General features: G+C 64.8%; 17 protein-coding genes and 1 riboswitch. Of the genes, 12 read left to right on the forward strand and 5 right to left on the reverse strand.

Annotated elements, in window-relative coordinates:
* Window positions 1-107: 107 nt before the first annotated feature.
* The 3 genes from IGX34_RS03455 to IGX34_RS03465 all read right to left on the reverse strand — a co-directional run bounded on the left by IGX34_RS03455 (window position 108) and on the right by IGX34_RS03465 (window position 8,164).
* On the reverse strand, window positions 108-3,245 hold the full coding sequence (locus IGX34_RS03455; protein WP_192554252.1) for an efflux RND transporter permease subunit: 3,138 nt from the start codon (window positions 3,243-3,245) through the stop codon (window positions 108-110).
* A 198-nt stretch (window positions 3,246-3,443) separates the two neighbouring features.
* A complete protein-coding gene (locus IGX34_RS03460; RefSeq protein WP_192554253.1) occupies window positions 3,444-6,677 on the reverse strand; it encodes an efflux RND transporter permease subunit in 3,234 nt (1,077 codons plus the stop codon).
* 197 nt (window positions 6,678-6,874) lie between these two features.
* Entirely contained in the window at window positions 6,875-8,164 is a 1,290-nt protein-coding gene (locus IGX34_RS03465; protein WP_192554254.1) for an efflux RND transporter periplasmic adaptor subunit, read from the reverse strand.
* A gap of 495 nt (window positions 8,165-8,659) precedes the next feature.
* Between IGX34_RS03465 and IGX34_RS03470 the strand changes: the two genes are divergently transcribed.
* The 8 genes from IGX34_RS03470 to IGX34_RS03505 all read left to right on the forward strand — a co-directional run bounded on the left by IGX34_RS03470 (window position 8,660) and on the right by IGX34_RS03505 (window position 17,368).
* On the forward strand, window positions 8,660-9,181 hold the full coding sequence (locus tag IGX34_RS03470; protein WP_192554255.1) for a c-type cytochrome: 522 nt from the start codon (window positions 8,660-8,662) through the stop codon (window positions 9,179-9,181).
* Between the two features lie 106 nt (window positions 9,182-9,287).
* Window positions 9,288-9,971 (forward strand): alpha/beta hydrolase, encoded by a 684-nt coding sequence (locus IGX34_RS03475; RefSeq protein WP_192554513.1) that lies wholly within the window; start codon window positions 9,288-9,290, stop codon window positions 9,969-9,971.
* A 159-nt stretch (window positions 9,972-10,130) separates the two neighbouring features.
* Window positions 10,131-11,240, forward strand: a complete 1,110-nt coding sequence (gene zapE, locus IGX34_RS03480) for a cell division protein ZapE (protein WP_192554256.1) — start codon at window positions 10,131-10,133, stop codon at window positions 11,238-11,240.
* A 64-nt stretch (window positions 11,241-11,304) separates the two neighbouring features.
* Window positions 11,305-11,691 carry a peptidase C13 gene (locus IGX34_RS03485; RefSeq protein ID WP_192554257.1) on the forward strand — a complete coding sequence of 129 codons (387 nt, stop codon included), beginning with the start codon at window positions 11,305-11,307 and terminating at the stop codon, window positions 11,689-11,691.
* A gap of 10 nt (window positions 11,692-11,701) precedes the next feature.
* Window positions 11,702-12,574, forward strand: a complete 873-nt coding sequence (locus tag IGX34_RS03490) for a type 1 glutamine amidotransferase domain-containing protein (RefSeq protein WP_192554258.1) — start codon at window positions 11,702-11,704, stop codon at window positions 12,572-12,574.
* A gap of 42 nt (window positions 12,575-12,616) precedes the next feature.
* Window positions 12,617-13,906, forward strand: coding sequence for an MFS transporter (gene tcuC / locus IGX34_RS03495; protein ID WP_192554259.1), 1,290 nt, complete (start codon window positions 12,617-12,619; stop codon window positions 13,904-13,906).
* A gap of 128 nt (window positions 13,907-14,034) precedes the next feature.
* Complete coding sequence (locus IGX34_RS03500; protein ID WP_192554260.1) at window positions 14,035-14,331, forward strand: hypothetical protein; 297 nt, start codon at window positions 14,035-14,037, stop codon at window positions 14,329-14,331.
* Between the two features lie 115 nt (window positions 14,332-14,446).
* Window positions 14,447-14,656: riboswitch (cobalamin riboswitch) on the forward strand.
* Between the two features lie 201 nt (window positions 14,657-14,857).
* Window positions 14,858-17,368 (forward strand): ribonucleoside-diphosphate reductase subunit alpha, encoded by a 2,511-nt coding sequence (locus IGX34_RS03505; protein WP_192554261.1) that lies wholly within the window; start codon window positions 14,858-14,860, stop codon window positions 17,366-17,368.
* Window positions 17,369-17,492: 124 nt separating this feature from the next.
* On the opposite strand, the gene IGX34_RS03510 is transcribed toward IGX34_RS03505, so the two are convergent.
* Window positions 17,493-17,786, reverse strand: coding sequence for a GIY-YIG nuclease family protein (locus IGX34_RS03510; RefSeq protein ID WP_192554262.1), 294 nt, complete (start codon window positions 17,784-17,786; stop codon window positions 17,493-17,495).
* 139 nt (window positions 17,787-17,925) lie between these two features.
* Here IGX34_RS03510 and IGX34_RS03515 point away from each other — a divergent pair, with 139 nt between their 5' ends.
* A complete protein-coding gene (locus IGX34_RS03515) occupies window positions 17,926-18,948 on the forward strand; it encodes a ribonucleotide-diphosphate reductase subunit beta (protein ID WP_192554263.1) in 1,023 nt (340 codons plus the stop codon).
* 3 nt (window positions 18,949-18,951) lie between these two features.
* A complete protein-coding gene (locus IGX34_RS03520; RefSeq protein WP_192554264.1) occupies window positions 18,952-19,377 on the forward strand; it encodes a GNAT family N-acetyltransferase in 426 nt (141 codons plus the stop codon).
* Window positions 19,378-19,441: 64 nt separating this feature from the next.
* Here the strand turns inward: IGX34_RS03520 and IGX34_RS03525 are convergent, their stop codons facing one another.
* Window positions 19,442-20,095, reverse strand: a complete 654-nt coding sequence (locus tag IGX34_RS03525; RefSeq protein WP_192554265.1) for a DUF2076 domain-containing protein — start codon at window positions 20,093-20,095, stop codon at window positions 19,442-19,444.
* Window positions 20,096-20,316: 221 nt separating this feature from the next.
* Here IGX34_RS03525 and IGX34_RS03530 point away from each other — a divergent pair, with 221 nt between their 5' ends.
* Complete coding sequence (locus IGX34_RS03530; RefSeq protein WP_192554266.1) at window positions 20,317-20,703, forward strand: BlaI/MecI/CopY family transcriptional regulator; 387 nt, start codon at window positions 20,317-20,319, stop codon at window positions 20,701-20,703.
* A gap of 2 nt (window positions 20,704-20,705) precedes the next feature.
* Window positions 20,706-22,535, forward strand: a complete 1,830-nt coding sequence (locus tag IGX34_RS03535) for a M56 family metallopeptidase (RefSeq protein ID WP_192554267.1) — start codon at window positions 20,706-20,708, stop codon at window positions 22,533-22,535.
* The last annotated feature ends 53 nt before the right edge of the window (window positions 22,536-22,588 follow it).

Here is a 22,588-nt window from a genome sequence, read left to right on the forward strand (position 1 = left end):
TAGTAGAGGAGGGCTGGGGTGGGGTGAAGCCCACACACTCGCGGCAAGCTCGGACAACCCCACCCTGGCCCTCCCCTGCCTACGCAGGGGAGGGAGCAAGCGGCTCCTTACGATTCGCGCACCAGCGCCGGCTGATGCGGCTTGCGATGGCGATTGCGCCACGCGGCCCAGCGCTCGCTCAGGCAGGAGAAGATCACATACAGCGCCGGCGTGCTGAGCAAGGTCAGGCTCTGCGAAATCAGCAGGCCGCCGATCAGCGCGATACCGAGCGGACGGCGCAAATCGGAGCCTTCGCCCAGGCCTACCGCGATCGGTACCGCCGCCAGGATCGCCACCATGGTGGTCATCATGATCGGGCGGAAGCGCACCAGGCTGGCCTCGCGTGCCGCCTCCAGCGGCGACTTGCCGTGTTCGCGCTGCGCCACCAGGGCGAAGTCGATCATCATGATCGCGTTCTTCTTCACGATGCCGATCAACAACACCAGCGCGATCTGCGCAATCACCGACAGATCGGTATTGGTGAACCACAGTGCCAGCAGTGCGCCCACGCCCGCCGCAGGCAGGGTGGACAGAATGGTGACCGGATGGATCAGGCTTTCGTAGAGAATGCCCAGCACGATGTAGACCACCACGATCGCGCCGAAGATCAGCAGCAGTCCACCAGACTGCGATTGCTGAAAGCGGCGGAAATCGCCGCCGATGTCGAGCTTGATGTCACCCGGCATACGCATATTGTCCGCGGTCGCCTGCACCACCTGCAGCGCCTCGCCCATGCTGATGCCGGGGGCGAGATTGAAGCTCAGGTCCATGGTGGTGTACTGGTTCATGTGCGACACCTGGGTCGGCGCCAGCCCGGGCTCCTGATGCGCAAAGGCCGATAGCCGCACCATCTGGCCAGTGCTCGACGGCACCAGCACCTCGTCGATCGAACGCGGCGTGGCGGTCTGGCCCGGCAGCGCGTTCACCACCACCTTGTACTGGTTGAGATCGGAATAGATGGTGCTGACCTGGCGCTGGCCGAAGGCGTCGTAGAGCACCGAGTCGATGCCGCCGATATTGACCTGCAGGCGCGCCGCCTTGTCGCGGTCGATCACGATGTTCTGCTGCAGGCCGGCGTCGTCCAGGTCGCTGCCCACGTCGCGCAGCTTGGGGTTCTTGCGCAGCTCGTCCACCAGCTTGGGCAGCCATTCCTGCAGCTCGGTGGTGTCGTTGCCCTGCAGCGAGATCTGGTATTGCGCGCCCTGATTGGTACCACCGCCGCCGAAGCTGGGCAGGTCCTGGATCGCACGCAGGCGCACGTTCAAATCCGGATAGCGCGCCGCCTTCTTGCTCAGCCGGGTAAGCACGGCGAAGGTGTCGTCGGTGCGCCCTTCCGCATGCGTCTTCAGCTGGATGTCGAAGGTGCCGGCAGCGCCCTGGCGCGTGCTGCCCAGGCGCGAGCCGACCACGGCCACATCGTGGTCGTGCAGCAGCATGTTGATCAGGCGCTGCTGGCGGTTGGCCGAATCCTGGAACGATACCGTCGCGCCCGAAGTGGCGCGTCCGCGCAGCAGGCCGGTGTCCTGCGCCGGGAACAGACTGGTCTTGATCTGGCCGGACATGGCGATCAGCACTGTCAAACCGATCAGCAATAGCGGCGTCAGCGAGAACAGCAGCGCATGGCGCAGCGAGAAATCCAGCGACACCTGGTACAGCTTGAGCATGCCTTCGTGGAAGCGCTCCAGCGCCGCGCCGAAGCGCGACGGCTTCGCATTCGCCTCATCGTGGCCGCGCAGGAAATGCCCGCACAGGGACGAGGTCAGGGTCAGCGACACCAGCGCGGATACCACGATCGCCGCCACCAGCGTCAAGGTGAATTCCTTGAAGAACATGCCGGTGATGCCGCCCATGAATAGCAGCGGGATGAACACCGCCACCAGCGAAGCGGTAATCGACACGATGGTGAAGCCGATTTCGCGCGCACCGGCCAACGCAGCCTCCATGCGCGACATGCCCTGGTCGATATGGCGGATGATGTTTTCGATCACCACGATCGCATCGTCCACCACAAAGCCGATCGCGATCACCAGCGCCAGCAAGGTGAGATTGTTCAGCGTGAAGCCGAGCGCATACATGATCACTGCCGCGCCGGCCAGCGACAGCGGCACCGCTACCGCGGCGATCAGCGTCGGTGCGAGCCGGCGCAGGAACATCGCCATCACCAGCACCACCATCGCCAGGCTGATCAGCAAGGTGGCCTGCACTTCGTGCAGCGAGGCGCGGATGGTGGGCGTGTCGTCGAAATACGGCGTGAGTGTGGTGCCCGGCTGCAGGAAGCTGCGCAGCAACGGCACTTCGGCTTTGACGCGGTCCACGGTGCCGATGATGTTGGCGTTGGACTGCTTGTACACGTACATCAGGATCGCCGGCTTGCCCTGGAACCAGGCCGCCTGGTATGCGTCCTGCTGGCCGTCGTAGACATTGGCGATGTCCTTCAGCCGCACCGGCACGCCCTTGCCGTTGGTGGCGATCACCAGGTTGGCAAAATCGTCTGCGCTGTGCAGCGCATCGTTGGCCTGCACCGCCATGGTGGTCTTGCCGTCGGACAGGAAGCCCTGCGGTTCGAACACATTGGCGGCAGTGAGCGCATTGCGCAGCTGGTCGGGCGAAATGCCCATCGCATTGAGCGCGCGCACGTTCACGTCCACGCGCACGGCCGGCGTGGCGGCGCCGAGGATATCCACTTCCGACACGCCCTCCAGCTGGCGCAGGCGCTGCGCCAGCAGCGAGTCGGCCACGTCGTAGAGATCGCGCGCGGATTGCGTTTGGGAGGTGAGCGCGAAGGCGATCACCGGGTCGTCGTTGGGATTGGCCTTCTCGTAGCTGGGCGGGCTGTTCAGGCCGGTCGGCAGATCCGGCTGCGCGGCATTGATCGCCGCCTGCACATCGCGTGCGGCATCGTCGATATTCCGGCCGCTTTCGAACATCAGGAAGATCTGCGTGCTGCCCAGCGAGCTGGACGAACGCATGGTGTCGATGCCGGGCACCTGGCCGAGGTGGCGCTCCAGCGGCGCGGCCACGGTGGCGGCCATGTTGTCGGCGCTGGCGCCGGCCTGGCTGGCGGAAACGAAGATCACCGGGAACTGCATGTCCGGCAGCGCCGAGACGCCAAGCAGCGAGTAGCAGATCACGCCGATTACGAAGACCCCCATCGCCAGCAAGGAGGTGCCGATCGGGCGACGGATAAAGGGGCCGGAGATATTCATGCCTGGATCAACGTGCGAAGGGCGGATTGGTTGAGGCTTTTCCCTTCTCCCCGCTGGGGAGAAGGTGGCCCGAAGGGTCGGATGAGGGGCCAGTCTTGCGCAGACGGCGCCCCGAAGCACGCTCCGGATGCAAGCCGTCGCGAGCGTGCCCCCTCACCTCGGTCCTCTCCCCGGCGGGGAGAGGAAGACAGGCACGCCTCACGCCCGTGAGGCATGCCGCAGCTCGCGCCGTTCGCGGCGCTCGCGCAGCCAATCGGAGAAGCGCTCCATGTACAGGTAGATCACCGGCGTGGTGTACAGCGTCACCAGCTGCGAGAGCAGCAGGCCGCCGACGATCGACACGCCCAGCGGCCGGCGCAACTCGGCGCCGATACCGTTGCCCAGTGCCAGCGGCAGCGCACCCAGCATGGCGGCGGCGGTGGTCATCATGATCGGGCGGAAACGCAGCAGGCAGGCGCGATGGATTGCCTCGCGCGGCTTCATGCCGGTGCGCTGCGCCTCGATCGCGAAGTCGATCATCATGATCGCGTTCTTCTTCACGATACCGATCAGCAGCACGATGCCCACGATGCCGTCCACCGACAGGCTCATATTGCACAGGATCAGCGCCAGCAGCGCGCCCACGCCGGCCGGCGGCAGGGTGGAAATGATCGTGATCGGGTGGATGTAGCTTTCATACAGCACGCCCAGCACGATGTAGATCACGATCACCGAGGCCAGCAGCAGCAGCGCTTCGTTGCTGAGCGAGGAGGAGAACTCCGCCGCCTTGCCGATGAACTGCCCGCGTACCTGCGGCGGCGCATTGACCTGCTGTTCCGCCGCATGGATCGCGGTGACCGCCTCGGACAGCGAATAGCCCGGCGCCAGGTTGAACGAGATGGTGATCGCCGGCAGCTGCTGCTGATGGCTGATCACCAGCGGCGCGGTGGTGGTCTGCGCATTCACCAGCGAGGCCAGCGGAATGGTACCGCCCGCGCCGAGGATGATGCCGGTATTGGCCACACCGATGCCGGTGGTGGTGGAGGAGTTGCTCGAGGTCGCCTGGCCGAAGGTGGTGGCATTGCTGCCCGTCAGCGCGCCGCTGCCGTTGCTCTTGACCGTGATCTGGTTGAGCAGCGCAGTGCTGGAGCGGAATTGCGGCTCCACCTCCAGCACCACGCGGTACTGGTTCAACTGGGTGAAGATGGTGGAGATCTGGCGCTGGCCGAACGAATCGTACAAGGTGTCGTCGATGGTCTGCACCGGTACGCCCAGGGTGCTGGCCTTGTCGCGGTCGATGTCGAGCTTGAGCGCATTGCCCTGGTTGGCCAGGTTGTTGTCCACGTCGGCCAGTTCCGGCCGCTGGCGCATGGCCTGGGTCATCTGCGTGGCGTACTGCGCCAGCTCGTCCGAGTTCACGTCGGACATCGAGTACTGGTATTCGGTGGCGGCCACGCGCGTATCCAGCGTCACGTCCTGCACCGGCTTCAGATACAGCGCCACGCCCGGGATATTCGCCGCGGCGTTCTGCAGGCTGGCCACTACGTCATCCAGGCTGCCGCGCTTGCTGCGGTCCTTCAGCACGATGCTGAGCTGGCCCTGGTTGAGCGTGGGGTTGATCGAGCCGGCGCCGATAAAGGCGGCCACGCCGGCGACGTTGGGATCTTTCTGCAACGCATCGGCGACAGCCTTGGTGCGTTGTTCCATCTGCGGGAAGGCGACGTTCTGGTCGGCCTGCACCACACCGGTGATCATGCCGGTGTCCTGCTCGGGCAGCAGGCCCTTCGGGATCACGATGTACAGGAACACCGTGACTACCACGGTCACCAGCGCCACGAAGATCATCACGCGCTGATGATCCAGCACCCAGTCCAGCGAGCGTTCGTACAGCGCCACCGTGCGACCCCACACGGTGCGCTTGCCGGCGGCGGCGTGGCGCTCGTGCGCATCGTCGCCTTCGGGCAATGCATCGGGGCGTAGCAAGTAAGCGCACATCATCGGCGTCAGGGTCAGCGACACCAGCATCGAGATCACCACCGCGGTGGCCAGCACCCAGGCGAACTCGTGGAACAGACGGCCGGTAACGCCGGGCATCAGCAGCAGCGGCAGGAACACCGCGATCAGCGATACGGTCAGCGACAGCACGGTGAAGCCGATTTCCTTGGCACCGATCTCCGCCGCTTCCGGACCGCTCTTGCCCTGCTCGATGTAGCGCACGATGTTTTCGATCATCACGATCGCATCGTCCACCACGAAGCCAGTGGCGACAGTCAGCGCCATCAGCGAGAGGTTGTCCAGCGACATGTTGGCGAACGACATCACGCCGAACGTGCCCAGCAGCGACAGCGGCACCGCCACCGACGGAATGATGGTGGCCCACAGCCGGCGCAGGAACAGGAAGATCACCGCCACCACCAGCGCGATGGTCAGCAGCAGGGTGAACTGCACATCCTGCACCGAGGCGCGGATGGTGATGGTGCGGTCGGCGAAGATGTCCAGGTGCACATCGGCCGGCAGCACACTGCGCAGCTGCGGCAGGATCTGGCGGATCTGCGCCACCGTCTGCACGATGTTCGCGCCCGGCTGGCGGCGGATATCCAGCAGCACCGCCTGCTTGCCGTTGGCCCAGGCAGCGAGCTGGTCGTTCTCGACACCGTCCACCACCTTGGCCACGTCGGACAGACGTACCGGCGCATTGGTGGTGCTGTTATAGGAAATGATGGTGTTCTTGTATTCGGCCGCCGTCGCCAGCTGGTCGTTGGTGGAAATGGTGTACGACTGCGTCGCGCCGTTGAGCGTGCCCTTGGGTGCGTTGACGTTGGCCTCGGTGAGCGCGTTGCGCACGTCTTCCATGGTCAGGCCGAGATTGGCCAGCGCCGCCGGATTGACCTGGATGCGCACGGCCGGGCGCACATTGCCGGCGATCGACACCAGGCCCACGCCCTGCACCTGCGACAGCTTCTGCGCCAGGATCGAATCGGCCAGGTCGTTCACGTCGCGCAGCTGGCGGCTGCCGGAGGTGAGCATCAACGTTATGATCGGCGCATCGGCCGGATTCACGCGGTTATAGACCGGCGGATACGGCAGCGTGGTCGGCAAGGTGCCGCGCGCCTGATTGATCGCCGCCTGCACGTCCTGCGCGGCGATGTCGATATCGCGGTCCATATTGAACTGCAGCACGATGGTCGACAGGCCCGCGGACGAGTCGGAAGTCATCATGTCCAGGCCGGAAATCTGGCCCAGGTTGCGCTCCAGCGGCGTGGTGACCAGCGAGGCCATGGTCGCCGCGCTGGCGCCCGGATACTGCGTGGTCACCACCAGGCTGGGCGCTTCGATTTCCGGCAGCGCGGAGACGGGCAATTCGCGATAGCCCAGCACGCCGAGCAGCAGCACCGCCACCATCAACAAGGCGGTGGCAATGGGGCGGCGGATGAAGAGTGAAGAAAATCCCATGAGGAATACCGTCCAGCTAAATAGCAGCTCCCTCTCCCCTCCGGGGAGAGGGTTGGGGTGAGGGGCCGGGCTTGCCACGAGCTACATGGCATCCGGCGTTCGTTCGACCTTTTAGTTTTACGAAGGCATACATCGCGCGAGGTTGTCCCCTCACCCTGCCCTCTCCCCGGCAGGGAGAGGGAAAGGCATCGGTCGCATCAGCCGCCACCGCCGCCATTACCGCGACGGCCGCCGCCCTGTTTCTTCCACTTCTGCTTGTCGGCATCCGACGGCGCCGGCGCAGCCGGCACTTCGCCCGGCTTCAGCGCCTTCACCTTGCTGCCCGGCTTCAGGCGGAACTGGCCTTCGGTAACCACCTGGTCGCCATCGTCCAGACCCTTGCTGACCATCACGTGGCTGTCGCCGACTTCGCCGGCCACCGTCACCGGCTGCATGGCGACGGTCTGGTCGGACTGCAGCTTGTACACGTAGTCGCCATCCGGACCGCGCTGCACTGCCTGCGACGGAATCACCAGGCCGCCGGAGACCGTCTTCACGCGCAGCTGCACGTTGACGAACTGGCCCTGCCACAGCTTGGTGTTGGGATTGTCGAACTGCGCGCGCAGCTTGAAGGTGCCGGTGGCGGTGTCGATCTGGTTATCAACCACCTGCAGGAAGCCGGTGGTATCCAGCGGATGCGCATCGGTGCGGTCCAGCGCGATCACTTCCAGTTTGTTGGCGCCGTTCTGGAACGCATCGCGTACCGATTCCAGATTCTGCTCGGGCAGGCTGAAGATCACGTAGATCGGCTGGATCTGCGTGAGCGTGACGATCGAGGTGGTGGTGGTGACCACGTTGCCCGGATCGACATTGCGGATACCGGCCACGCCGTCGATCGGCGAAATGATCTTGGTGAAATCCAGCTGCACCTTGGCCGAGCGCGCGCTGGCTTCATCGGCGATCACGGTGGCCTTGAGCTGGGCCACGTTGTTGCGGTAGGTGTCGATGTTCAGCGCAGCCACATAGCCCTTGGACACCAGCTGCTGGTTGCGGTCCAGCGTGCTGATGGCGGTGGCCAGCGAAGCTTCGTCCTGCTTCTGCTTGGCCACGGCCTGGTCGTAGGCGGCCTGGTAGGTGCGCGGATCGATCTGGGCGATCACGTCGCCCTTCTTCACCGACTGGCCTTCCTTGAAGTTGATCGTCCACAGCTGGCCGCCGATCTGCGGATTGATGGTGACATTGTTGAGCGCCGTCACCGTGCCCAGTGCGGTGAGATAGACCGGCACGTTCTGCTTGGTCGTGGCTTCGACCGTGACCGGCACCGGACCATTGTCCTGGCCTGTGCCATTGCCCGACTGATCCGACTTCGCCCCCTCGCCATTGCCCTGGCCGCCCCGGTGATGGGCATAGCCGGCCGTGGCCTCGGGTTTGTGCAGCAAGCGGAATGCAACCCCACCCACTATCAACACGGCGATCACGATCAACGCGATCTTCCAAAAACGCGACATGTGAAACTCCTGAGATAGAACGGGGGGCCCACCCGACCCCGCCGTGCAAACAATGCACTGGCCTTACGCACTGGCCCTAAGTCTTGCGTGCAAGCATAGGGTTGGATCAACGAGGTTGGACAATGCCGGTTGACATAGGTGCCTTATGACCGATGGCAGGGTCCGCAATGACCAATCCGCGTTTCCGGCGCATTTCGCGGCACGACGCCGGATACACCAATGGGCAAGCGTAGCAGGCAAGCATGACTGCTTGCCTGCATCAGTCCACGGCAGCGGCCTGCATACCACTCCACATTAATGAGGCGGACTGCAGCGGCCAGCGGACCGGGTTTCAAACTTTCGGCGAGCTTCGTCTATACTCCGGGCTTCTTGTCCGCGGGGGCTCAATGGACCGCGGCGCATGGTCGCCCAGGGGGGCGGCAAGGCAGCTGCGAGGGGTCGCGGCGGCTTTCCAGACTAATCATTAGATGACTGGAGTATTGCGTGAGCGGTTCCATGAGCAAGTCCGATCAGAGTTTCCTGCGCCAGTTCTCACTGCTTATCGCCGGTCTCGGCGTCCTCACCCTGGTACTGATCTTCACCGCCTGGACGATCTACGAGCACGAGCCCCAGGAAATCGATCCGAACGCCGCACAACACCTCTCCGCCAGTCTGGCCCCGAATGGCGCCGTATATGCCGGCAACACCGGCCGCGCCGCGATGGAAGCGGCGCAAGAAGCTGCGGCAAAAGCTGCCGCCGCACAGGTCGCCTTCGGCGGCTCCACCGACGGCAAGACCATCTTCAACGGCGTCTGCACCAGCTGCCACACCGCCGGCGTGCTCGGCGCGCCCAAGCTCGGCAGCAAGGAAGCATGGGCGCCGCGCATTGCCGAAGGCATCAATACGCTGGTGGAACACGCGATCAACGGCTATCACGGCCCGGATGGCAACACCATGCCGCCGAAGGGCAACTATCCGAGCTTGAACGATGCGCAGGTAAAGGCCGCCGTGAGCTGGATGGTCGACCAGTCCAAGTAAGCCGCCGCATCGTCGCCGCATCCGCAACGCCGCCTCCGGGCGGCGTTGTCGTCTGTGCAGCCTGCGGCAAAACCGCGCAGTACGGCAGCCGGTTATCATGCTGCGCATGACTAACACCGCCCTCCCCGCTCCGAGCCAGTTCCCCGACCAGCTCGCCGAATTCACCCTCGCCGGCCCGGCCGGCGCGCTCGAAGCAATCAGCGACCTCGCCGAACGTCCCGGCGCACGCCGTGGCACCGCCGTGATCTGCCATCCCAATTCCAAGGACGGCGGCACCATGCGCAACAAGGTGGTGACCATGCTCGAACGCAGCCTGCGCGAATCCGGACTGGACACGCTGCGCTTCAATTTCCGCAGCGCCGGCGAATCGGCGGGCGCGTACGACAACGGCATTGGCGAAAGCGAAGACCTGGCGGCCGCCGTCGCCTGGGTCCGCAAGATGCGCCCCGACGATGCGTTGTGGCTGGCCGGCTTTTCGTTCGGCAGCTACGTAACCCTGCGCAATGCCGTGCGCCTGCAGGCCGATGCGCTGATCAGCATCGCGCCGCCGGTAGGCCGCTGGGAACACGAAACACTGGCGCTGCCGCAATGTCCCTGGCTGGTGGTGATGGGCGAGGAAGACGAGATCGTCGAACCGCAGGCGGTGTTCGACTGGATCGACGGCCTCGAACAACCGCCCGAACTGGTGCGCATGCCGGAGACCGGACATTTCTTCCATCGCCGGCTGATGGACCTGCGCGGCGCAGTGAAGCATTGGGTGCAGGATCACTTGCCGCCCGAACGCAGCTGATCCAATACGTACGTAGGTTGGGTTAGCGCAGCGTAACCCAGCAAATCTCCATCAAAGCGGCAAAACATTGTTGGGTTACGCTGCGCTAACCCAACCTACGCGCTGTGCTTTCGCATGCATACGCCGGCGAGTGCATGCCTTCAAGGTTCAAGCATCCCCATGACCAACATCTCCCCCAGCGCGCGCTACCAGGAAGGCGTCACCGCTCACCGCTGGAATTCCGATCCCGCGCAGCTCGCCGTGCTGCCCGAATTCGACCGCATGCAGACCGCGCTCTGCACCGGGACGGATAACGGCAGCAGTCTGTTCGGCCGTCTGAAATCCCTGCTCGGCGCGGAAGAGCGTCAGGCTGTGCCGGGTCTCTACCTGTGGGGCAGCGTCGGCCGGGGCAAAACCTTCCTGATGGATCTGTTCGCCGCCAGCCTGCCGCATGGCGTGGCGCTGCGCCGTCATTACCACCGCTTTATGGGCGAGGTGCACGAGCGTCTGCGCGAACTGGGCGAACGGCAGGATCCGCTGGTGGAAGTGGCCGCCGGCATCGCGGCGCGCTGCCGCGTGCTATGCCTGGACGAATTCCTGGTCAACGACATCGGCGATGCGATGATCCTGGCCAATCTGCTGACTGCGCTGTTTGCGCGCGGCGTCACCCTGGTCACCACCTCGAACACCGCGCCTGCCAATCTGTATAAGGATGGCCTGCAGCGCGCGCGCTTTTTGCCGGCGATTGCGTCGATCGAAGCGCACTGCCACGTGGTGGAAATGATTTCCTCGCACGACTGGCGGCTGCGCGCGCTCACACATGCGCCGGTGTATCACACGCCGCCGGGTGCCGAGGCCGAACGCGAGCTGGCGCGCATCTTCGCCAGCCAGGCGCAGGGCGAGGTGATCGACGGCGGCGAGCTGATCATCAACGACCGGCCGATTCCGGTGCGCAAGCGTGCCGACAATATCCTGTGGTTCGATTTTCCGGCGCTGTGCGACGGTCCGCGCGCGGTGGCCGACTACATCGCGCTGGCCAAGGCCGGCCCGGCGGTGATCGTTTCCAACGTGCCGCAGTTCACCATCTACAGCGAAGATCCGGCCAAGCGCTTTATCCAGCTGGTGGACGAGTTCTACGACCGCCACGTCAAGCTGATCCTGTCCGCCGGCGCGCCGATCACCGAGCTCTACGACGGCGAACGGCTGCGCGCGGAATTCGGCCGCACCGAGTCGCGCCTGATCGAGATGCAGAGCGAGGAATACCTGGCCCTGCCGCACCGGCCGGAATAAGCCGCTTCACGCTGCGCCGCCGCTGCTGCTACGGTGTCGCTACTCCTCGACCGTGGACTAGCCCATGCTGACCGTAATCGCCCTTGCGCTGTTGGCCGGCGCCCAGCCTGCCGCTGCCGGCGACACCTTCGCCGAGCGTGTGCAGCGCGCCAAGCAATTGGAAACCACGGACGGCGGCCCGGCCTACCAGAAGCAGTTCTGGAACAAGACCCGCCAGCCGATGATCGACACCCTGCGCGGCTGCATCACCAGCAACGCGCCAGCGGACAAATCGCCGTTCACCCTGGTCGCCGACATCACGCCCGACGGCCACCCGCTGAAGGTGGAAGTGCGTTCGCCCACGCCGGTGGCGCGCTGCCTGGCCGGGCAGTTCTCGCTATGGATATTCCCTGCGCCGCCCAAGACATCCGGTTCGATCGACTATCCGATCGAAATCGACGTAAGCATGTAAGCGCCGACACATGGCCAGGGTCCTGATCCCGCTACCGCATCTGGACTACGACCCCAGCGAGGTCGCCGTGCCATGGCGTGTGCTGACGCAAGCCGGGCATCGCGTGGTGTTTGCCACGCCCGATGGCGATGTCGCCAGCGCCGATCCGATCATGCTCAGCGGCATCGGGCTCGATCCATGGGGTTGGATCCCGGGATTGCGCCAGCTGCGCGTGTTCGGCCTGCTGCTGCGCGCAAACCGCGATGCACGGCGCGCGCACGCCGCGCTGGTGCAGGACCCGGCATTCCGTGCACCGCTGCGCTGGGATGCACTCGACGCCCATGCCTACGACGCGCTGCTGCTGCCTGGCGGCCACTGCGCGCGCGGCATGCGCAGCTATCTGGAAAGCGGGCTGCTGCAGGCGCAAGTCGCCGCCTGCTTCGAGGCCGGCAAACCGGTGGCGGCAATCTGCCATGGCGTGCTGCTGGCCGCGCGCAGCCGGCGCGCCGATGGCCGCTCGGTGCTGTATCAGCGCCGCACTACCGGCCTCACCTGGGCCCTGGAAAAGTCGGCGTGGTCGCTGACGCGCATCACGCGCTTCTGGGATCCACACTACTACCGCACCTATCGCGAACAGCCCGGACAGGCGCCCGGCTACATGTCGGTGCAGCAGGAAGTGACGCGCGTACTGGCTTCCCCCGACGATTTTCTCGATGTGCCCGCCAACGCGCCGCAGCAATGGCACAAGACCTCCGGCATGGTGCGCGACCGCGACCGCGACGAACGGCCGGCCTTCATCGTGCGCGACGGCAATTACCTGTCCGCGCGCTGGCCGGGCGATGTGCATCGCTTCGCACATACGTTTGCCGACATGCTTACGGCGCAGGATCAGGCTCGCACGTGATGGATAAGGTCGCGCCCGCGTGACGGCTGCAAGGATTTACCGATGACGCACACCGCAACACCCCGCTCCCGTAGCGACAGCTTCAAGGCAATCATCCGCGTCGTCAGCGGCAATTTCCTGGAGATGTACGACTTCATGGTGTACGGCTACTACGCGCCGGCGATCGCCAAAGCGTATTTCCCCAGCCACAGCGCCTATGCCTCGCTGCTGCTCACGCTGCTGGCGTTTGCAGCAGGCTTCGTGATGCGGCCGGTGGGCGCAATCGTGCTCGGCGCCTATATCGATCACCACGGACGCCGCCGCGGCCTGATCCTTACCCTGGGCCTGATGGCGGTCGGCACCTTGCTGGTCGCCGCCGTGCCCAGCTATGCCGCGATCGGCGTCCTGGCGCCCGTGCTGGTGGTGGCCGGCCGCCTGCTGCAGGGCTTTTCCGCCGGGGTGGAGCTGGGCGGCGTATCGGTGTATCTCGCCGAAATCGCCACGCCCGGGCATCGCGGCTTTTATTGCGCCTGGCAATCGGCCAGCCAGCAGGTGGCGGTGGTATTCGCCGCCCTGCTCGGCCTGCTGCTGCAGTACTGGCTGCCGCCGCAGGCGATGACCGACTGGGGCTGGCGCATACCGTTCCTGATCGGCTGCGTGATCGTGCCGTTCCTGTTCCTGATCCGCCGCTCGCTGCAGGAAACCGAAGCCTTTCTTGCCCGGCACCGGCCGAGCGTCAGCGAGATCTATCGCTCCATGCTGGCCAACGCACGCGTCGTGCTGGTGGGCATGGCGATGGTGATGATGACCACGGTGTCGTTCTATCTGATCACCGCCTACACGCCGACCTTCGGCGGCGAAGTGCTGAAGCTGTCGCAGGTCGATGTGTTCGTGGTGACGCTGTGCGTGGGCGTGTCGAACTTCGTCTGGCTGCCGCTGATGGGCACGCTGTCGGACCGCATCGGGCGCCGCCTCTTGCTGCTGGCCTGCACCGCGCTGGCCTTGCTCAGCGCCTATCCGGTCTTGCACTGGCTGGTTGCCGCGCCGGATTTCGGCAAGCTGCTGTGCGTGGAGCTGTGGCTGTCCTTTATCTATGCCAGCTACAACAGCGCGATGGTGGTGGCGCTGACCGAGATCATGCCGGCGGACGTGCGCACCACCGGCTTCTCACTGGCCTACAGCCTGGCCACCACGGTGGGTGGCTCCAGCCTGGCGATCTCGCAGTGGCTGATTCATACCACCGGCAACAAGGCGGCGCCGGGGTTGTGGCTGTCGTTTGCCGCCTTGTGCGGCCTGGTGGCCACCCTGATCGCATTTCGCGACCCGCGTAGCCGGCTGCAGCACCGCCAATAATTGTGCGGGCGCGGCTTGGTTACTCCGGACTTGGATCCGGTGCGGCCCGATCGACTTCATCGGATTGGCTTGGCGGCGTTGGGTTACGCTGCGCTAACCCAACCTACGTTCCTCGCTCGGGGGCTGGCATGCGCGCACCTACTGGTTCGGTCGTCGGGCTTTGCTCCGCCTCCGCCACCCTGTCGGCCATGGGCATGGCCTTTCTCGGCTATTGGGGCATCCACGAACCGGCGCACTGGGGCTGGGCCGACAGCCTGGTGGTCGGCCTGGTCTTTCTCAGCTTCCTGGCCCTGGGCTCGACGATCTGGCTGATCACCACCCCGGTCGCCGAGGACGGCTGCGAGCGGATCGTGCCGGCCCGCCGCACCTTCGCCGCAGGCATGGCCCTGATGTGGCTGGCGATCGCCATTTCGGTGATTGCGTAATCGGGCCGATGCGCGGAAATCACGAAATTCCCGCAGCCCGCATCGGGGCGGGCTTCGTGCCGCTTATCCACCGGCTTATCCACAAATTATTGGGTTGACCGGGCCACGTTACCCCGATATGTTGTGTCCCGTCGGTCGCCACAGTCGAACTAATTCGAATCAGTGGCTTGAGGGAATCCGGTGCGAAGCCGGAACTGCCCCGCAGCGGTAAGCGGAAACGAAAGCCCATCGTGCACTGGCTCTGGGGCCGGGAAGCAGGGCGATTAGGCGGGTCGCGAGGCCCAAGTCCGCAAGTCCGAAGACCTGCCGACACGGTATCGCCGGAGTGTGATGCCGAACGTGACAGCCTCCGCGGGGAGGAGTCGCATGACGCGGACGTCAGTCTCTCGTGTCATGTGATCGGCCGCGGCGACCGCCACATCAGCCCTGCGCGCGGGAGCAGGCGGTTGAGATCGTGAGCCTGTCCCGTACGAACCGGACCCGAGAAGTCCGGCCCGGACAGGTTCCACAGCCTGGAGTGCCTGCCATGCAACCTATCGATACCGAATCGCGCGAGCGCAGCGACGCCCGCGCGGAGTCGTCCGTCTTTTCCGCCGACGCCGATCCGTCCACCACTGCCAGCCACGTAACAATGTCCGCTACCGCCGAAGCACCGTTTGCCCTTACTCCGCCGCACAACCCCGGCCAGATGCGCGTGACCAAGCGCAACGGCGGCCAGGAGATTGTCGACGTCAACAAGATCGTGCGCGCGGTGACACGCAGCGCCGAAGGCCTGCACGCGGTGGATCCGCTGCGCGTGGCGCTGAAGACCATCGGCGGCCTCTACGACGGCGCCAGCACGCAGGAGCTGGATCAGCTCTCGATCCGCACCGCCGCCGCACTCACCGCCGAAGAGCCCGAATACGGCCAGCTAGCTGCACGCCTGCTCGGCGCCTTTATCGACAAGGAAGTGAGCGGGCAGGAAATCCAGAGCTTCTCGCAATCGATCGCCCGCGGCGCCGAGCTCGGCATCGCCAACGCACGTCTGCGCGACTTCGTCGCGGCGAATTCGCGCAAGCTCAACGATGCGATCGATCCGCATGCCACGCGCCGCTTCGAATACTTCGGCCTGCGCACCGTGTACGACCGCTACTTGCTGCGCCATCCGCAGCTGCGCAAGGTGATCGAGACGCCGCAGTATTTCTTCATGCGCATCGCCTGCGCGCTGGGCGGCGGCGACATCGGCGAGACGCTGGAGCTGTATCGCCTGCTCTCCTCGCTGGAATACATCGCCAGCTCGCCCACCCTGTTCAATGCCGGCACCGCGCATGAACAGCTCAGCTCCTGCTTCCTGCTCGACTCGCCGACCGATTCGCTGGAATCGATCTACGAGAAGTACGGCGACGTGGCCAAGCTCAGCAAGTTCGCCGGCGGCATCGGCCTGGCTTATTCGCGCGTGCGTTCGCGCGGCTCGCTGATCAAGGGCACCAACGGCCATTCCAACGGCCTGGTGCCGTGGCTGAAGACGCTGGACGCCTCGGTCGCCGCGGTGAATCAGGGCGGCAAGCGCAAGGGCGCAGCCTGCGTGTACCTGGAGCCGTGGCATGCGGATATCGAGGAATTCCTCGAACTGCGCGACAACACCGGCGACGAAGCACGCCGTACGCACAACCTCAACCTGGCCAACTGGATTCCCGACGAATTCATGCGCCGCGTGGAGCACGACGGCAACTGGTCGCTGTTCGATCCCAAGATCGTGCCGCACTTCGTCGACAGCTGGGGCGAGACGTTCGACCGTGCCTATCACCAGGCCGAGGCCGATGGCCTGGCCGTGAAGACGGTGAAGGCGCGCGAGCTGTATGCACGCATGCTGCGCACGCTGGCGCAGACCGGCAACGGCTGGATGACCTTCAAGGATCGCAGCAACGCCACCAGCAACCAGACCGCCAAGGCCGAGAACGTCATCCACCTCTCCAATCTCTGCACCGAGATTCTGGAAGTGACCAATGCCGGCGAAACCGCCGTGTGCAACCTCGGTTCGGTCAACCTGGCGCGCCATGTGATCGACGGCGCCTTCGATTTCGCCAAGCTCGCCAACACCGTGCGCACCGCGGTACGCCAGCTGGACCGCGTGATCGACCTGAACTTCTATCCGATCGACACCGCCGCCACCGCCAACCGCAAGTGGCGTCCGGTGGGCCTGGGTGTGATGGGCTTGCAGGACGTGTTCTTCAAGCTGCGCCTGCCCTTCGACTCGACCGAGGCGCTGGAACTGTCCACGCGCATCGCCGAGGAGATCTACTTCAACGCGCTGTCGCAGTCCAATGCGCTGGCCGAACAGCACGGTCCGCATCCGGGCTTTGCCGAAAGCCGCGCGGCCAATGGCGAACTGCAGTTCGATTACTGGTCCAATGCCAAGCCGAACGACCGTGCACGCTGGGATGCGCTGCGCGAATCGATCAAGGCCAACGGCCTGCGCAATTCGCTGCTGATCGCGATCGCGCCCACCGCCACCATCGCCTCCATCGCCGGCTGCTACGAGTGCATCGAGCCGCAGGTCAGCAACCTGTTCAAGCGCGAGACGCTGTCGGGTGACTTCCTGGTGGTGAATCGCTACCTGGTGGAAGAACTGAAATCGCTGGGCCTGTGGACGTCGGAAGTCCGCGATGCGATCAAGCTGGCGGAAGGTTCGATCCAGGGCATCGCCGCCATTCCGGAACGCCTGCGCTCGATCTACCGCACTGTGTGGGAGCTGCCGCAGAAAGCACTGATCGAGCTGGCCGCCGCACGCGGTGCGTACATCGACCAGAGCCAGTCGCTGAACCTGTTCATGGAAAACCCGAACATCGGCCAGCTCAGCTCCATGTACATGTACGCGTGGAAGGCCGGGGTGAAGACCACCTATTACCTGCGTTCGCGTCCGGCAACCAAGATCGCCAAGACCACCGTAACGGCCGCACCGGCCGACAAAGCGGCACCGGTGGTGGACCAGGAACAGGCGACGGCGGCGGTGTTCTGTTCGCTGGAGAATCCGGAGTATTGCGAGGCTTGTCAGTAAGCGCACACATCCCGTCACCCCGGCGAAGGCCGGGGCCTAGTGACTTGAGCACTGAACGGCAAAGTCTCTGGGCCCCGGCCTTCGCCGGGGTGACGGGATGGTGGATCACAAGGGTGGCGGGAAGTTAGAGGAGAGTTTGAAAAAGGTCATGCCAGTAGGGATTGCTGCTTTCAATCAGATTGAGCTTCCAATCCCGATGCCATTTCTTTAGCAACTTCTCTCGTCTTATTGCCGACTCCATCGTGTCATGCGCTTCATACCAAACCAGCTGATGCACCGCATGCAATCTCGTAAAACCCCCGATCGCACCACTCTGATGCTGCCAGATACGCTGTACCAGGTCAGATGTAACACCCACATACAAAGTTCCATTTCGCTTGGTGGCGAGCATATAAACGCAAGGCTGTCGTGAACGCATGCTACTGACCGAGCAAACGGCGAATCTCGATCGTCACAGTTCCAGGTGCGCCGGCACATCGTTCCGCGCCCTCCAGCTCTGTCATCCCGGTGCAGGTCGGGACCCAGTGACTTCCTACACGCCATAAATCGAGGACATCATGTCGAGCAGCTCAAACAACCACCACATCCTCGACCCCGGTTTCGAACTCACCCTGCGCCCGATGCGCTACCCCGAGTTCTACGAGATGTATCGCAACGCGATCAAGAACACCTGGACGGTGGAGGAAGTGGATTTTTCGCTGGACGTTACCGACCTGAAGTCGAAGATGAGTGATGCGGACCGCCATCTGATCCATCGCCTGGTCGCCTTCTTCGCCACCGGCGACACCATCGTGGCCAACAATCTGGTGCTGAACCTGTACCAGCACATCAATGCGCCGGAAGCGCGCATGTACCTGTCGCGCCAGCTGTACGAGGAAGCGCTGCATGTGCAGTTCTACCTCACCCTGCTCGATACCTATATCCCTGATCCGAACGAGCGCAACAAGGCGTTCTCGGCACTGGAAAACATTCCCTCGATCCGCCAGAAGGGCGCGTTCTGCTTCAAGTGGATCGATTCCATCCAGAACCTGCAGCGCCTGGAAACGCGCGAACAGCGCCGGCAGTTCCTGCTCAACCTGATCTGCTTCGCCGCCTGCATCGAAGGCCTGTTCTTCTTCGCCGCGTTCGCCTACGTGTACTTCCTGCGCTCGCGCGGCCTGCTGCACGGCCTGGCGTCGGGCACCAACTGGGTGTTCCGCGACGAGTCGGGCCACATGGCGTTCGCCTTCGAAGTGGTGCGCAAAGTGCGTGCGCAGGAGCCGGAGCTGTTCGACGAGGAGATGCGTACGCAGGTGGAAGCGATGCTGGAAGAAGCCATCGCCTGCGAAACACAGTTCGCCGAGGACGTGTTGTCCGGCGGCGTGGCCGGCCTGTCGGTCAAGGACATGCGCCAGTACCTGGAATACTGCGCGGATCAGCGCCTGGTCCAGCTCGATCTGCCGAAGAAATACGGCGCCAAGAATCCGTTCGACTTCATGGATCTGCAGGACGTGCAGGAAGTGACCAACTTCTTCGAGCGTCGCGTTTCGGCTTACCAGGTTGGCGTGCAGGGCGAAGTGTCGTTCGACATGGCGTTCTGATCGATGGACGCGCCGCAGATCGTGCTCACCGATGAGCCGGAAGCCGGCGAACTGGAAGCGATCCGGCGCGGTCTGGATGCCTTCAATCTGGCGGCCAGCGGCATCGACGACCGGCGCGTGATCGCGTTACTGGTAAAAGATCCGGCGACCGGACAAGTAGCGGGCGGCCTGAACGGCCGTACTTCGCGCGGCGTGCTGTTTATCGACGTGTTCTTCCTGCCCGCGTCGATGCGCGGCCAGGGGCTGGGCAGCCGGCTATTGCAGATGGCGGAAGACGAAGGACGGCGGCGCGGCTGCCGCACCGGGCTGTTGCATACCAATAATTTTCAGGCGCCGGAGTTCTACAAAAAACACGGCTGGCGCGAATACGGCCAGTTTCCCAGCGACCCGCCCGGCACCAGCCGCATTTTCTTCAGCAAGGAACTTTGATCCGGGGCAATCCAGCCCGCGATCCATGCAAAAACGCCCGGATCATCCGGGCGTTTTTATTTGCTCACGTCCAGCTGCTGCTGTCGTCGTCGAAATTGCCGTCGAAGTTGGCGTCATCGAAGCCGGTGGAGGAAAAATCACCACCACCACCACCGCCGCCGCCGCCGCCGCCGCCGTTGGAAAGATTGCCGTCGTCGAAGAAATTGTTCTCGGTGACGTTCTCGATCACTTCCGGCTGGCCGCCGCCGAAGAATCCGCCGCCGCCGTGGTGGCCCAGCAGATCTTCGATGCCATTGAACAGAAACATGCCGCCGGCCACACCCGCCGCTGTAGTGGCGGCGCTGGCAAGGAAGCTGGGCGCGGCGCTCTGCGGCGCAGCCGGAGCGCCACCGAACAGACGCTCGCGCCAACTCGGCGCGGCGGCCTGCGCAGGCGGCATCGGCGGTGGTGCGGAGCCCCAGCCCTGCTGCTGGCCACCGAGGAAGCTGCCGCCGCCCTGGCCGTTCATCTGGGCCTGCAGTTGCGCGATCTGCGCTTTGGCCGCATCCAGCGCGTGCTGCTGCAGCAGGCTGCGCTGCACCAGCAGGTATAGCGCATCGGGCTGGCCGGCCAGGCGCTGGCGAATCAGCGCATCGGCCTGGGCATCCTTGGCCGTGCCGCTGACGGCGGCCAGGCGTTGAAGGAAATCGTCGAGTAGCAGTTGTTCCTGGGGCGTCATGGGGTCTCCGAAGCGCGAAAGTCAGGTGCCGGCTCAAGGCCGAACGTGCTGGAAATATGCACGGCTTGTGTGACCTCAAGAGCTGCGTGCGGTGCCGTGCCGTTGGTCATGCCAAGGAGGTTCAGTTCATACCCGGCTATGCGAGGCCCGACGACCTATTGACTACACGTGTAGTCAGGGAGTAGCTTGACTACACGTGTAGTCACGAGTGTGCCAAGTCTATGTCCAAGCCAAGCATCGGGGATCAGGAGTTGGCGCTCCTGCAATATCTGGCCGAACACGAACGCGCATCGGTGGGCGAGGTGGCTGCCGGTTTTGGCGAGTCGCGCGGCCTGGCCCGCTCCACCGTGCTGACCATGATGGAACGCCTGCGCGCCAAGTCGTTTCTCAAGCGCCGCCAGGTCGACGGCGTCTACCGCTACAACACCGCGGCCGGTCCCGGCGAGGCGATGCGCAATGCGGTGGGGCAGTTCGTGGAAAAGACCTTGTCCGGTTCGCTCTCGCCGTTCGTGGCCTGGATGGCCGAGAAAGGCGAAGTCAGCGACAACGAGCTGGCCGAACTGGAAGCCCTGGTGACGAAACTGCAATCGCAGCGGAAGGAGCCTTGAAGATGGATACCTTATTCGATCTCGCCGACAGCATCTTTCTGCGCCTGGCCTGGGCCGCTGCGCAGGCCACCGTGCTGATCGGCGCACTGTGGCTGCTCAGCCGCTGGGTGCCGCGCCTGTCGCCGGCGATCCGCTGCATGCTGTGGTGGCTGGTGGCGGCGCAGCTGATCGTAGGCATGACGGTGAACGCGCCGATCGAGCTGCACTGGCTGCCAGCGCAACATGTCACGGCAGTGGTGACGCATACCGCCATGCCGGCGACGGGTACCGGCGCCAGGGTGTCGGCGGTCATGACGACGGTCGCCAATGACGATGGCGCGGAAGATCTGCCGGCCTGGTCCTGGCAGCGAAGCCTGGTCGTGCTGTGGCTGCTTGGCGTGCTGCTGCAGGCGTTGTTCGCGCTGCGCCAATGGCATGCAAACCGGGCCCTGGTGCGCGCATCGCAGCCGCTGCGCGATGCATCGCTGCAACTGCTATGCGCCGAGCAGGCACATGCGCTGGGCTTGCGCCACGTGCCGCATCTGCGCATCTCGGCGGCTATCACCTCGCCGCAGGTCACCGGCTGGTGGCGTCCGCTGGTGCTGTTGCCGGCCCAGCAGAACCTGTCTTCCGAAGAACTCGGCATGGCGCTGGCGCATGAGCTGGCGCATCTGCATCGCGGCGATCTGTGGCTGGGCTGGGTACCGGCGATCGCGCAGCGGCTGTTCTTCTTCCATCCGCTGGTGGTGTGGGCGATGCGCGAATACGCGATCTATCGCGAGGCGGCCTGCGATGCGCAGGTCGTGCAACACCAGCACGCCGCGCCGCACAGCTACGGCCATTTGCTGCTGCGCCTGGGCGTGGCGCATCCGCCGCATGCCGGCCTGGCCGGCGCATCCTCGACCTTCCAGAACCTCAAGCGCCGGCTGACCTTGCTGCAGCAGAGCGACGCGATGCCGCGCACGCATGGCTGGCTGCTGGTGGGCTTGATCGCGGTGATCGGCATCCTGCCTTATCGCGTCACGGCGACGAGCGTCGTGCAGGATGCTGTCTACACCGCGCCACCCGCGCCGCCGGCACCTCCGGCAGCACCCGCGCTCCCCGCAGCACCAGCACCCGTGGCGCCGCTGGCTGCCGCCGCCATACCGGCGCCGCCTGCGCCGCCCCCGGCTCCGCCAGCACCGCCGGCCCCGCCCCATGCCTTCGGCTTCGCCCGCCATGTCGATATCGACACCACCGCCAACGCCAGCCAGGGCATCGCGCTGTTCGACGGCGACACGGTGATGATCAATGGCAGCGACGCCGATGAGGCCACCGCACAGCGCCTGCACAACAGCGGCAATCCGCTGCTGTGGTTCCGCCGTGGCAACCGCGCCTATGTCGTGCACGACGACGCACTGATCCAGCAGGCCAAGCGCGCCTACGTACCGATCGCCGAGATGGCCCGCGCGCAAGGCGAGCTGGCCGGCAAGCAAGGTGAGCTGGCCGGCCAGCAAGGCGGCATCGCCGCGCGCCAGGGCGCACTGGCCAATCGCGAAGCGCAGGTCGCCGACCGGCGTGCGCAGCTCGAAGCGGCGCGTGCCTCCGCGCAAGCATCGCAAGAGGCAGGACGCGAAGCCGGCTTCACTGGCCAACTTGCCGGCATCACCGCGGAAGAGCAGGAGATCAGCCGCGAGAACCGCGAGCTCGAGCAAGAGGCCGCGCAGATGTCCAAACGTGCCGAAGCGCTGGCCAAGCAGCAGACCGCCTTGTCGGCCCAGCAAGAGGACGCAAATCGGCGCGCCGAGCAGGAGCTGGACAAGGTGCTGGACAAGGCCATCGCCCAGGGCCTGGCTCAACCCGCAGCGCGCTGAACGCACGGATCGGAGCGCAGCCGCTCCGATCCGCATCACCCACCGATGACCAC

It is taken from the genome of Dyella acidiphila (genome assembly GCF_014863405.1).
Classification (GTDB): Bacteria; Pseudomonadota; Gammaproteobacteria; order Xanthomonadales; family Rhodanobacteraceae; genus Dyella_B; species Dyella_B acidiphila.

What these genes read in the sequence shown, in the direction of transcription:
- IGX34_RS03455 (WP_192554252.1), bottom strand. Translation starts at nt 3,245, where the DNA reads ATGAATATCTCCGGCCCCTTTATCCGTCGCCCGATCGGCACCTCCTTG.
- IGX34_RS03460 (WP_192554253.1), bottom strand. Translation starts at nt 6,677, where the DNA reads ATGGGATTTTCTTCACTCTTCATCCGCCGCCCCATTGCCACCGCCTTG.
- IGX34_RS03465 (WP_192554254.1), bottom strand. Translation starts at nt 8,164, where the DNA reads ATGTCGCGTTTTTGGAAGATCGCGTTGATCGTGATCGCCGTGTTGATA.
- IGX34_RS03470 (WP_192554255.1), top strand. Translation starts at nt 8,660, where the DNA reads ATGAGCAAGTCCGATCAGAGTTTCCTGCGCCAGTTCTCACTGCTTATC.
- IGX34_RS03475 (WP_192554513.1), top strand. Translation starts at nt 9,288, where the DNA reads ATGACTAACACCGCCCTCCCCGCTCCGAGCCAGTTCCCCGACCAGCTC.
- zapE (WP_192554256.1), top strand. Translation starts at nt 10,131, where the DNA reads ATGACCAACATCTCCCCCAGCGCGCGCTACCAGGAAGGCGTCACCGCT.
- IGX34_RS03485 (WP_192554257.1), top strand. Translation starts at nt 11,305, where the DNA reads ATGCTGACCGTAATCGCCCTTGCGCTGTTGGCCGGCGCCCAGCCTGCC.
- IGX34_RS03490 (WP_192554258.1), top strand. Translation starts at nt 11,702, where the DNA reads ATGGCCAGGGTCCTGATCCCGCTACCGCATCTGGACTACGACCCCAGC.
- tcuC (WP_192554259.1), top strand. Translation starts at nt 12,617, where the DNA reads ATGACGCACACCGCAACACCCCGCTCCCGTAGCGACAGCTTCAAGGCA.
- IGX34_RS03500 (WP_192554260.1), top strand. Translation starts at nt 14,035, where the DNA reads ATGCGCGCACCTACTGGTTCGGTCGTCGGGCTTTGCTCCGCCTCCGCC.
- IGX34_RS03505 (WP_192554261.1), top strand. Translation starts at nt 14,858, where the DNA reads ATGCAACCTATCGATACCGAATCGCGCGAGCGCAGCGACGCCCGCGCG.
- IGX34_RS03510 (WP_192554262.1), bottom strand. Translation starts at nt 17,786, where the DNA reads ATGCGTTCACGACAGCCTTGCGTTTATATGCTCGCCACCAAGCGAAAT.
- IGX34_RS03515 (WP_192554263.1), top strand. Translation starts at nt 17,926, where the DNA reads ATGTCGAGCAGCTCAAACAACCACCACATCCTCGACCCCGGTTTCGAA.
- IGX34_RS03520 (WP_192554264.1), top strand. Translation starts at nt 18,952, where the DNA reads ATGGACGCGCCGCAGATCGTGCTCACCGATGAGCCGGAAGCCGGCGAA.
- IGX34_RS03525 (WP_192554265.1), bottom strand. Translation starts at nt 20,095, where the DNA reads ATGACGCCCCAGGAACAACTGCTACTCGACGATTTCCTTCAACGCCTG.
- IGX34_RS03530 (WP_192554266.1), top strand. Translation starts at nt 20,317, where the DNA reads ATGTCCAAGCCAAGCATCGGGGATCAGGAGTTGGCGCTCCTGCAATAT.
- IGX34_RS03535 (WP_192554267.1), top strand. Translation starts at nt 20,706, where the DNA reads ATGGATACCTTATTCGATCTCGCCGACAGCATCTTTCTGCGCCTGGCC.